Origin of the sequence: Parerythrobacter jejuensis, from assembly GCF_039536765.1 — a bacterium.
Lineage (GTDB): Bacteria > Pseudomonadota > Alphaproteobacteria > Sphingomonadales > Sphingomonadaceae > Parerythrobacter > Parerythrobacter jejuensis.
This window is the reverse complement of record NZ_BAAAZF010000001.1, coordinates 2,417,762-2,428,926: the sequence shown is the minus strand read 5'-3', so window position 1 is coordinate 2,428,926 and position 11,165 is coordinate 2,417,762. Positions and strand designations below refer to the sequence as shown.

General features: G+C 61.4%; 9 protein-coding genes. 3 read left to right on the top strand and 6 right to left on the bottom strand.

The genetic code is table 11. The annotated features are described in order from the left end of the window. Positions 1 to 8 precede the first annotated feature (8 nt). Positions 9 to 1,526: an acetyl-CoA acetyltransferase gene (locus ABD653_RS11865; protein WP_160778868.1), complete on the top strand. Its 1,518-nt coding sequence runs from the start codon at positions 9 to 11 to the stop codon at positions 1,524 to 1,526. A gap of 21 nt (positions 1,527 to 1,547) precedes the next feature. Here the strand turns inward: ABD653_RS11865 and ABD653_RS11860 are convergent, their stop codons facing one another. Together ABD653_RS11860 and ABD653_RS11855 are read right to left on the bottom strand one after the other, a co-directional pair. After that, positions 1,548 to 2,015 carry a potassium channel family protein gene (locus tag ABD653_RS11860; protein WP_160778867.1) on the bottom strand — a complete coding sequence of 156 codons (468 nt, stop codon included), beginning with the start codon at positions 2,013 to 2,015 and terminating at the stop codon, positions 1,548 to 1,550. Then, positions 2,012 to 3,991: a hypothetical protein gene (locus ABD653_RS11855; protein WP_160778866.1), complete on the bottom strand. Its 1,980-nt coding sequence runs from the start codon at positions 3,989 to 3,991 to the stop codon at positions 2,012 to 2,014. The genes ABD653_RS11860 and ABD653_RS11855 overlap by 4 nt, the downstream gene beginning before the upstream one ends. 235 nt (positions 3,992 to 4,226) lie before the next feature. On the opposite strand from ABD653_RS11855, the gene ABD653_RS11850 reads away from it, so the two are divergent. Together ABD653_RS11850 and ABD653_RS11845 are read left to right on the top strand one after the other, a co-directional pair. Further along, entirely contained in the window at positions 4,227 to 6,176 is a 1,950-nt protein-coding gene (locus ABD653_RS11850) for a TIR domain-containing protein (RefSeq protein WP_160778865.1), read from the top strand. A 29-nt stretch (positions 6,177 to 6,205) separates the two neighbouring features. Continuing rightward, the gene (locus tag ABD653_RS11845; protein WP_160778864.1) at positions 6,206 to 6,454 is read left to right on the top strand and encodes a hypothetical protein; all 249 of its coding nucleotides are present in this window, start codon (positions 6,206 to 6,208) and stop codon (positions 6,452 to 6,454) included. 59 nt (positions 6,455 to 6,513) lie between these two features. Here the strand turns inward: ABD653_RS11845 and ABD653_RS11840 are convergent, their stop codons facing one another. From ABD653_RS11840 to ABD653_RS11825, 4 genes are all read right to left on the bottom strand, one after another. Next, the gene (locus ABD653_RS11840) at positions 6,514 to 8,412 is read right to left on the bottom strand and encodes a serine protease (protein WP_344705481.1); all 1,899 of its coding nucleotides are present in this window, start codon (positions 8,410 to 8,412) and stop codon (positions 6,514 to 6,516) included. 115 nt (positions 8,413 to 8,527) lie between these two features. Beyond that, positions 8,528 to 9,514: a DUF2891 domain-containing protein gene (locus tag ABD653_RS11835; RefSeq protein ID WP_160778862.1), complete on the bottom strand. Its 987-nt coding sequence runs from the start codon at positions 9,512 to 9,514 to the stop codon at positions 8,528 to 8,530. Further along, complete coding sequence (locus ABD653_RS11830; RefSeq protein ID WP_160778861.1) at positions 9,505 to 10,467, bottom strand: DUF979 domain-containing protein; 963 nt, start codon at positions 10,465 to 10,467, stop codon at positions 9,505 to 9,507. The genes ABD653_RS11835 and ABD653_RS11830 overlap by 10 nt, the downstream gene beginning before the upstream one ends. Then, on the bottom strand, positions 10,464 to 11,150 hold the full coding sequence (locus tag ABD653_RS11825; RefSeq protein WP_160778860.1) for a DUF969 domain-containing protein: 687 nt from the start codon (positions 11,148 to 11,150) through the stop codon (positions 10,464 to 10,466). Before ABD653_RS11825 ends, ABD653_RS11830 begins: the two co-directional genes overlap by 4 nt. Positions 11,151 to 11,165 lie beyond the last annotated feature (15 nt).

Genomic DNA, 11,165 nt, shown 5'->3' with positions numbered 1-11,165 from the left:
CGTTTTTGATGGCGAATGACCCTGCTCGTATCCCGGTGATTATCGGCGTCGGCCAGATTAATGACCGGCCTGAAGACCCCCGTGAGGGACTGGATCCCACCGCGCTGATGGCAGAGGCTTTGCGCCACGCTGACGCGGATGCGGGCGGTGGCTGGCTGGCGGATTGCCAATCACTCGGTGTGATCGGGCAGATCGGCTGGCCGCAGATCAATCCTGTTGCGCAAATGGTCGCCGATGCATTGGGCATGGCACCCGCACATCTGGAGGAAACCACTCCGCATGGGGATAATCCGGTGCGGCTGCTGAATCAGGCGGCCAACCGGATTGGAGCAGGGGAAGCGGTTATCTGTGCGGTGACAGGCGCGGAAGCGCTGCGCACGGCGGGCGGACTGGCCAAGCTGAAGGCCGCCGCGCAAGCACCAAGCGAAAAGTCGAAGAAGCACGATCCCATGCGCAATGCCGCGCACCGGGCCAAGGTCGGCTACGCCCAGAGCTATGGGCTGGTCGTGCCGGTCGATGTCTATCCGCTCTATGAAAATGCCTTTCGCGCCGCGCAGGGCCAAACGCTGGCCGAAGGACAGGCGGAAAGCGGCGCGATCTGGGAGGGGTTCTCCCATGTCGCCGCGGCCAATGAAGCGGCCTGGATTCGCCAGCCCAAACCCGCGCCAGAGATCGTCGAGGCCGGACCAGATAACCGGCCGATTGCCTTCCCCTACACCAAGTTCCAGGTCGCCAATTCAGCGGTGAACCAGGGGGCAGGCTTTATCGTTACCAGCCTGGCAGAGGCCCACAAGCGCGGCGTGCCGCAGAGCAAGATTATCCATATTGGTGCGGGTGCCAGCGCCTTCGAGCCCGACAGTATCCTGGCCCGCAACACCTATGCCGCGTCACCGGGCATGGAAGTCTCGATCCGCAAGGCGATGGAATTGAACGGGGTGACTGCGAAAGACCTCGATCATGTCGAGCTCTATTCCTGCTTCCCCTGCGTGCCCAAGATGGCGAGGCGCATCGTCGGCTGGCCGCTTGATAAGCCGATGACCGTGTTTGGCGGATTGACCTTCGGCGGCGGACCGATCGGCAATTACATGAGCCATTCCATCGCCTGCATGGTCGACAAGCTGCGCGAGGCCGGCGGAATGGGGCTGCTTTTCGCCAATGGCGGCTATGCCACCCACAGCCACACCATTGTGCTGGGCAGCGATCCGATTGCTGGCGTGAGCTTCCCGCAGGAATTCGACTTCAATGCAGAAGCCGATACCGCGCGCGGCGAAGTGCCGATGCTCGACAAAACCTATGCCGGCCACGCCCAGATCGAAACCTACACCGTGCACTACAAGCGCGATGGCGCCCCTCGTATGGGCACCATTGTCGCCCGCACGCCCGAAGGCGCACGCACACTCGCCATGGTCCCCGCCGCAGACGTCGCCATGATCGCGATGCTAACCCATGGCGAAGTAGAACCGGTGGGAATGGACGGGGTGATCGTCCGTGATGACGAGGGCATGGGTGTCTGGCAAATGCCCTGAGTGACAACCCAAACGGGCGCTCTAGTCGTCTTTGACCGAGCCGACCTCGTCGCGGGCCGTTTCTTCGGGCACGCGCCAGTAGCGTTCCATTTTCAGGTAGGTGAAGGACGCTGTCCAACCGACCAATACAAGCCCGTTCAACGCCTCGATCCCCGACACCAGCCGGATTGCGCCTTCCGGAAACAGGTCGCCAATCCCTAGCGTGGTGTAGGATGTGATCGAAAAATAGAACGCATCGGCAAAGGTCAGCGTCTCGATCCCGCCAATGGTGCCGAAATCGCCCTGTTCGATCATCCACATGAAGGCGACGGCGTAAATCAGCACGTGGATACAGTGCGAAATCATGCCAACCGCAAGCACCACGATGATCCGGGCGCGCGGGTAAACCGGCAAGTCGACGACCCAGCTCGAGGTGAGCCGTAGCGCTTCGTAATGAATGGCAATCGTCAGCGCGATCAGAACGAAGGATATGAGAAAGGCTGCAATCATGCCGGAATCGTTGTCCTCTTCCCACTAAACACAGCCTGCCAGTTCTGGATCTCGCTGAACACAATTTCGTCTGTATCGTGCATGATGCGGGCCACGGCACCAAAATCGAGGCTGTCATGCGGTGCATCCAGGAGCAACCCGACGCGCTCCGCCACATGGTCCAGTTTCTCGGCAGTGACTTCGGAAATTTCGGCAAACCTTTCAAAGTCACCATAGTATCGGATCGCGGCAATCGCGCCGCCTATCGTGGGCAGGGCCACAGCTGCGACCGTGAACCACTTGGCCGCTTTGCCCAGCCATACCGCATCAATCTGGCCGAAATGGGCAAGCGCGGCGAGCGCGAGATACAGGCTCACCACACCAATTGCAGCAGCGAAGGACAATTCGGAAAGGTGATCCAGCCCGTGATGCACCCGGTTGAGCCGTTCGGCCTTGCCCCGGTGATAGCTGCGCTGGGGATCGACATGCAGGTCGCGCATCATGGCAAGGATCGCGCGTAGATATGCCCGGTCCACTTGGGCCTCGGGCAGGCCGATGCCGCGCAGGGAATGGCGCACGTACCATTCCGGCCACCAGCTCTTCACCCCTTGCGGCCAGACCCCTGTCGGCCGAGCAATGCCCAGAGCCACCATCATCGGGCTATGGCGCAGATATTCTGCCGCACGGCGGGTTTCGAACCATCTTCCATGCAGCCGCGCGCGCAAACCATTCGCCGTATTGGCGACGATCGCGAGCAGGAGCAGCAGCTCCAACGCGGCGAAAATCCACTTTTGAGTCACGTCGACAAGGGGCAGGTACAAGGTGCCGACAATAATCGCCGCTGCACCAAGCAGGAAATTGATGACCATGCCGGATCGATATCGGTCGGACAGGCTCGCCGAAATCGCATCGGTCCAGGCGAACCGGCGCAAGACTTCGCTTTCGACCTTGCCCGGCAATGCCTTGTCACCCGCCGGCAAGGCCGTGATGGCATCGACCAGCCCCTTGTGACTGCCAGCGCCGATCTGTGACGGCAATTCGTATTGTTGACGGAGCGACGCAAAGCGGGCGGAGAATCTGCGTTCGCCAAAAACGGACTCGATCCTGCGAAACGCGTGACTGGCCAAGCCGCTTTGGTCTCTCCAGCATTGCGCACCAATCGTCGCGATCCCGGCGAAGCGCCCTTTGGCCTCCGGTGCCTGCAAGGAAACTGCACTGGCGACAACATGCTCGAGCGATTGATCCGCTTTTTCGTCCCCGTGCCTGCCATGCAGGGATTCCGGCGCGCGCAAAATGCGCCAGTGCGGAGGGTTTTCAGGGTTGATCCACAAAACCGGCGAACCTTTCGCCAGCGCCTCGGCAACTGTATGGCCGGTCCCGCCGACAGGATCGGTCGACTGACCGTCCCAGACCGCGACAATCAGGTCGGATTGCTCGATCAGCACGGTACCGGCGAGGGCCGCCCGGCGGGATGACACATGTTCGAATGTTGTCACCGCCTTGATGTCTTGCGGTTGGCCTATCGCAGCGAGGAAGCTTTCTTTCACGGCGGCATCCTGGTCGGCAAGTTCGAACACTCTGGCCTTCGCCGCGAGGCTCTCGATTGCCGCGACCCGGCCCGCCGTTGCTTCGTCAGCCACCGGTTTGCCGTCAAGAATGGCGCGCGCATCTGCGGGCGATTGCGGCCCGGCGTTGATCGCGGTGTTCAACCTGCGTCCGAACGGGAGCGGCGTGACCAATTGCCATTCGCGCGCCAGTGCCAACTCAGCCGCGCAGTGATCGGTCCCATCCGCCAGCAGTGTCACCAGCGTAACGCTGCAGGCGCAGGGTTCGCCATCCGGCGACGTTACCTCAACCAAGGCGGCATCGATCCGGTCAAAAATTTGCGCCAGAACCTGGTCGAGTTCACTTGTATCTTGCGGGAAGGAAGCGTGGCTTGCGCGGTGGCCGGTCACACCGATCACAAAACAGGGTTGCGGCAGCGGGGGCGCGCTCATCGTCCACGCCCTGGTAATTGATGCGCAATTCGCACTGGCCCTTGATCCCCCGCAATTGGGCCGGAGCGTAACCGCAACCGCTCCTATCGACAAGCGCATGACCGCAGGTGGCGTCCACAGTCGCTTCCATCCTATTCGACAGCCGCGCCGATGTTAGGTATTCACGCGCAATCAGCATCATACAGGTCAGGGTCGGGCCGATGTGTGGGCTGCATAAGAGCATGGACAGCTGTTTATGAGTGATGCCGACGCCAATCGACCTATGGCCTTCGTGAGCTACTCGCGCGGGGATCAGGACGCCGCGCGTGCAATAATCGACCGGCTCGAGGCCGCCGGGATCACCGTATGGTGGGATGGCCTGCTCGATGGCGGCGCCCGTTATGGCGATGTGACCGAGCAAAACCTGGAAAGTGCCCGCGCCGTGGTCGTGCTGTGGTCTGCGACCTCGGTCAAATCCCACTGGGTCCATGACGAAGCGACCAGGGGCCGGGATCGCGGCTGCCTGGTGCCGGTCTCCATCGATGGTACTGAGCCCCCACTGGGCTTTCGCCAGTTCCAGTGCATAACCGTGGCCGACCAGGCTGGCCCGTTCAACGAAGATGCCATTGCCCGCCTGATCGATTCCGTGCGCAACATGGTCGCAGGTGGTGACGGCCAGGACCAAACACGCCCTGCCGCACCCTCGACGACTTTGCCGCCAACTGCGAGCACCGGGTCATTCGCGATCAACCGTCGCTGGGCAATCGGTGGCGGCGCGGCCTTGCTTGCCGGTGCCGGGGGCCTCGCAGCATGGCAAGGTGGGTTAATCGGCGGCGCGCGCAGCAACAGCATTGCCGTGCTGCCATTCGAAACCATCGGAAGCGGGAAGGACCAGGCCTATTTCGCAGATGGACTGGCCGCCGAAATCCGCTCGCGCCTCGCGCGCAATCCCTTGCTCAAAGTGGCGGCCAAGGCCTCCTCCAGCAGTTTTCGCGATAGTGGTGTCAGCGCAACCGACATCGCCGACAAGCTCAAGGTCGCCTTTCTGCTCAATGGAGACGTTCGCAGGGACGGTGACCAATTGCGCGTTACCGCCTCGCTTACCGACGGCAACACCGGATTCACCGCGCGGCAGCTAAGCTATGACCGGGCCGTTGACGGCATTTTCGAAATCCAGGGCGCGATCGCATCTGCCGTTATCGGCGAGCTGACCGCAGAGATAGAGGGGCGCAACACCGGCGAACAGGTCGGCGGAACCGAAAGCGTTGCGGCCTATGAAATCTACTTGCAGGCGCGCGAGCTCTACGATGCCGGCATCGACGAAAGCAGCGATCGCAGGTCGGTAACGATGTTCGACAACGCGATCGCGATCGACCCGGACTACGCTGCGGCCCATGCCAGCAAGAGCCGGGCGCTGGCATTGATCGGCAACCTCTATGCTGCGCCGGACCAGCGAGACACCGTGTTCGGTGCGGCAGAAAAAGCAGCGCTGGAAGCCGTCAGGATTGCACCTGAATATGCCGATGGGCATTCGGTCCTGGGTTATGTCAGGTCGACCGGCAAGCTCGATATCAAGGGCGCACAGGAACCTTATCAGCGTTCTTACGAACTGGGTGCGGGCGACGCTGATATCCTCAGTCGCTATGCCATTTTCCAGTCACGTCTCGACAATGCAGCCGCAGCAACTGAAGCTATCGAGCGGGCCGTCAGTCTGGATCCGCTCAACGCCCGGGTCTTCAAGTTCAAGGGCGATATCGCCTATGGCAGCGGCGAACCCGAAAAGGCGATCGAGCATTTCGCCGAAGCCAAGGCCATTCGCGACGGCCTTTCCAGCTATCATTACGGCGTGGGACTGGCCCAACTGGAATTGGGACAAGACGAGGCTGCCCGCGACTCTTTCGCCGAAGACCCGTTCTTCGTGTGGCAGAAAACCGGCGGCGCCATCGCCGAACACCGGCTCGGCAACCGCGAAGCGGCCCAGGCGCATCTCGACGCGCTCAAGGCCGAATACGGCGACAAGAGCAATTACCAATATCTGCAGATATACGCCCAATGGGGCGAGCAAGAGGCGGCATTGGCAGCGATGGCCGATGCCGTCCGCTTGCGCGATAGCGGCCTGGTGCAGCTCTATCTCGATCCGCTGCTGGAGCCGGTTCGTTCCACAGGGCCGTATCGGGAATTGGTGGCCCGTCTGGGTTTCGTGTAGGGTCGGTTTGGAACTGGAGGAGAAACGTAATGAAGACATCACACCTGAAGCTGGCCGCGCCTATCGCAGCCGGACTGCTGCTGGCGGCTTGCAACCCGCCTGCGGAAGAATCCGCTGCCGAGGACACGGCCGCTGAAGAAACCGCCATGGAAGGTGAAGCCATGGAGGGCGAAGCTATGGAAGGTGAGGCGATGGAAGCAGCGCCCGAGCCTGAAGCCATGGAATCGATGGAAGTCGAAGATGTCGAGCGGACCGGCCCGCCTGACCGCGACAACTAGGTTCCATTGAACCAAAACTGGCGGCGCCTCGCTATCGGGCGGGGCGCCGCTTTTGCGTCTCAGGAGACGACGTGAAAGCCCGATTGCACCCGGCGAAGCTTGCTCTTCGCGCGATTGACCCAGCCGGTGAACCGGCTCGCACGCATATAGACGCCCGGCGTATTGTCCTGTCCGCAGCCAATGCCCGCCGAGACAATCCCGACCAGGACCCTTCGACCGCGAACCGACCGTGTCAACGGCCCTCCGCTATCGCCAAAGCAGGCATCACGGCCAGCGGTGCCTGACCCGGCACACACGACCTCTCCGGCCGAAAAGAAGCGATAGGAGGAAAAGGCCGTGCATTCGCTGGTCGGCCTTACGGAAAGATTGGCCTTGAGCAGGTGACGAGGGTTGCGCTGGGCGTTGCCTTCTTGGTCCAGCATCGCATCACCGCCAGGCGCAATTGCACCGGTCAGCCCCCAGCCGGTTACGGTCACCGTACTCCCCCGCGGCAGCGCACTCATCCGTCCTTGCGCAATCGGAATCGCAGCCAGCTTACCTTGCTGTTGCAGCGTTGCCAGCCGCCGCGAAGGACGCAGCTTGATCAGTGCAACATCGGCACGCTGGCTACTCCATTTGGACCGGTTGTGAACGGCTATCGACTGGACCGCGAAACTGTTGCCTCCCGTCGTGATGTTGCGGGTGCCGAGGCGAACATACAAGTCTTTCATCCCCGCTTTCGAGACGCAGTGCGCCGCTGTCAGTACAAAGCCGTCACCCAGATAGCTGCCACCACATTTGTGCGATTTCTCGAAGTTGTAGAGCCACACAAGACCCGGCCCGCGACGGCCCGACCTTCCCAACGGAGAGCGACCGCGGGGTGTGAACAATTGGGCCTGCCAGCGCGATACACCGAGTTCCGCCAAGGTGCCATTGGTTACGTAGCCAGTCCCGCCGCGATAGGCCGTCGCCCACAAAATTTGCCGCGCGATATTGGCAGAACCACTATACTCGCTGGCGAGATTCGATCCGATCATCGCCCGGCACAAGTTTCGCTCCAGTCCATTTCGGCAGAACTCGCCATGGGCACCCATTCCTTGGCGCAATCGCCAAATGCGCGGGTCGATGGGTTCATCGCTGACAATCGTCAGCACATCATATCGCCCTGGCTGGCCGAGGCTCACGGGCGCGTCCAGATTGTCCGCAAACAAGTATCTCGATTGTTCCTCCGGATCGAAATAGCCGTATCGCTGGGCGCGTGCTGGCTGCGCAAGGACAGGGACAATCTCGCCATTGGGCGTAATCATCACGACGGTAATGAAAGAATCCAGGCGGGCAGAATTCGAACGCACCGTAAAATAGGCAGGCCGGTCGACCGGGACTGTATTCCAGCCATCCGGCCCTGGCATGGGGCAAGTATCATCCAGCGGGGTCTCTACACTGATGCAGACGGCGCTGCCGTTACCGTAGCCACGGCTGCTTTCGAGCGCGAGCAAGGCCTTGCGGCGATAGAACCGGTCAAGATTCTGCCCCAAGGCCGGGAGAAAATCTGGATGGGACGCGAAGCCAAGATCAATCGGCTGCGGCACATTGGAGGCCCAGGCGCGAGCTTCATGCGACGGTTCTGCGTAATATTCGAAGATATCCTCGACCGACATCGGCCCCAGCTTTTGGAGCGCGGGGTCGAACGCACTCAACGTGTCATCCGTCATGCCTTTGATCGGCACCAGCAGGATGTGCTCGAAAAATTCGGGGTTCGGCACGATTTCGTAGTGTGGGCGGGCGCCAATTTCCCAGCCAGGTCTGGCATCGATAACTGACCGGATCGCTGCCGCATCGTCAGGTTCAAGGTCTTCGGACAAGCGCACACGGAGCGGCGCGGTCGTGCGCATCTCCACCCGGACTGGCGGCTCGGATGATAGCGTATCGGCTGCGAATGGATCGCTAGCCTGATCCTGGCTCCGGGCTGCAAACGGCATGGAGACCATGCAAGCCATAGCCCCTATCACCAGCATGCATGCCATCGATCCGATCATCATGCCCTCCTGACCTCGTATTCTAGGTCATGCCGGAAAATCCGATTGTATGGATGCGTCAATGCGGTGCCAGCAGGGCCAACAGGGCGAAGCTGGCGAGCCAATGTTCGCCCATATAGTCCCCTGCAACATGGGGCATTGCCGCATCCAGATGGCGCCGGCCCATCTCCTGCATGGGACCGCTTCCCTCGGCCTCGCCCATCCCTGCTGATATTTCCCGCAAGCACCAGGCCCGGCTGAGATTGAGTCCGTCGAGATGGGCGATCTTGCCGTCGCTGCGATCAGAGACATCGGCGGGAGAGAACATTTCTTCCATCCGCCCGGCAGGCATGAATGCGCGATACCACGCGCGAAATTCGTCCTGTGGCATCACGCGCCGCATCAGCAGCGCCGCCATCAGCGCAGGAGAGAGAAATTCGTCTCCACCCGGCTCCCACCCGCGATAGTCGGCCCGGTCGGAGAATACCCGCAAGCTCCAGCTATCGATGGCGTCGACCAACTCTGGATCGCGCGCGACTGCCCACTCGCGCGCCAGCACCAGTGCGAACGCCGTGTTGAAATGCGTGCCCACCGTAATCGGATAGGTCAGCACCTCGAGATAGCCGCGCAGCATGGTGGCGAATTTGCGCGCGAGCGGCCCCATCCGCGCTGCCCATTCGCAATCAGCATGGCGGCTTGCCTCGTGATGCAGAAAGAGCAGCCAGCCCCAGCCATAGGGCCGTTCGAAACCGCGCGATTCAGGACGGTCAAGATACGCGGCCTCGACGGCGAGCTTCTGGGTTGTGAAGGTGGCCTCGGCCGATTGCGTGATGTCCGCTGCCTCTGGCATGTCGGGATAGAGCCGCCGCAGTGTCAGCAAGGTCCACCAGCCATGGACGCAGGAATGCCAGTCATAGCTGCCAAAAAAGCATGGATGCAGTGCCCGCGGCGTCTGCGCGTCGGCATTGCTGGCCATCACATGGTCCAGCTTGTTGGGATACTCGCGCGCCACATGGCCCAGTGCAATGCGCGCAAAGTTGCGAGCAATGTCCTCGGTCAGCTCCATAGCAGGAACCCCGCAACATAGATGATCACCACATTGCAGACCCATAGCGGGATTGCAGTGCCAATCTGCTGCCGGATCACGCCATACTGGTCTTTCAATTCGAGCAGCGCGGCCGGCACGATGTTAAAATTGGCCGCCATCGGCGTCATCAACGTACCGCAGAACCCGGCCAGCATCCCGACCGCCCCGATCACCGCCGGATTGCCTTCGAATTGCTCCACCAGCACGGGAATACCGATGGCTGCCGCCATCACCGGGAAGGCAGCGAATGCATTGCCCATGATGATGGTGAAAAGCGCCATGCCAAGGCAGAAGATCACCACCGCGACAAAGATGCTGCCCTCGGGAATAACCCCGCCCGCGATCTCGCCAATGATGTTACCCACCCCTGCCAGCGCGAAAACACCGCCCAGGGCCGCAAGCATTTGCGGCAGGACAGCCGCCCAGCCGATCGAGTCCATCAGGCGACGCCCCTCCTCGACCGGAGCGAGTAGCGGCGGCCTGAGCCAGACCATGCAGGCCGCCAGGGCGAGCAACACTCCGATGCCGAACAGGATCAGAGTCTCGCGCCGTTCCTCGAACAGACCGGTCTCGCCCAAAGGTGTGTAATTGTAGAGTACCGTCCCGACGACTGCCGTCAGCGGAATGATCAGAGCAGGCAGAAACAGCTTGTTGCCGAACCTCTGGGAGAACCCCAGTCGCTCTTCGAGAGTGGTGGTGGGGGGATCGCTGCGCCCGAGCTGTCCGGTTCCCGCAATGCCGACCAAAGCGAGGACGAGTATTCCGTTGGCCAGGTCACTCATTGCCCCGCCGAAAAAGAAACTGACCGCAAGCAAGCCCCAGAACGCGGCATTGCCAAACCGTTTGCCATTGCTCGCATCGCGCAGGCTGGCGAACGCCCAGATCGCGAAGACGATGCCAGCAAGGACATAGAGCCAGTCCAGCGTGATCATGGCCGCACCTCCGGCGCCTTCACGCCCAATTTGCGGTCAAATGCCAGCAGACGGCCCCCATGAATGATAAAGGCGCAGATCGCCGTCGGTATCGCCCAGACCGATAATTGTAGCGGCGTGAGCGGATAGCCGTAGCTTTCGAAAACTCCCTGGATCAGCAGGATCGATGCAATCGCGAAGAAGATGTCTTCGCCAAAAAACAGGCCAACATTGTCTGTCGCGGCCGACATGCCTTTGACTTGCTCGCGCTCGGCCTCCGACAGGTCACCATGGCTCTTCAGCGCGGCAGCTTCGGCCATTGGCGCCACCAGCGGCCGCACCGTTTGCGGATGGCCGCCAATGTCCTTCATGCCCAATGCCGCGGTGACCTGGCGGAACAGCAGATAGAGCACCAGCAACCGCCCCATCGTGGCCCCGCGCACCCCTTCGATCATGGCGCGGGCGCGCTGTTGCAAGCCGTGCCGTTCCAGCAATCCGATCACCGGCAGGATGATCCAGGTCACGCTGATATAACGGTTGTCGTTAAAGGCCTTGCCCAGCGCTTCGATCACGGCAACCACATCGAGCCCGCCAAGCAAGCCGGTGGCCACCGCCGCCACCACAACGACCAGCAACGGATTGAACCGCAATGCAAATCCGATCACGACAATCGCGATTCCGGCCAGCGGCCAATAATTGATCATCCCGTCCCCCTGAAA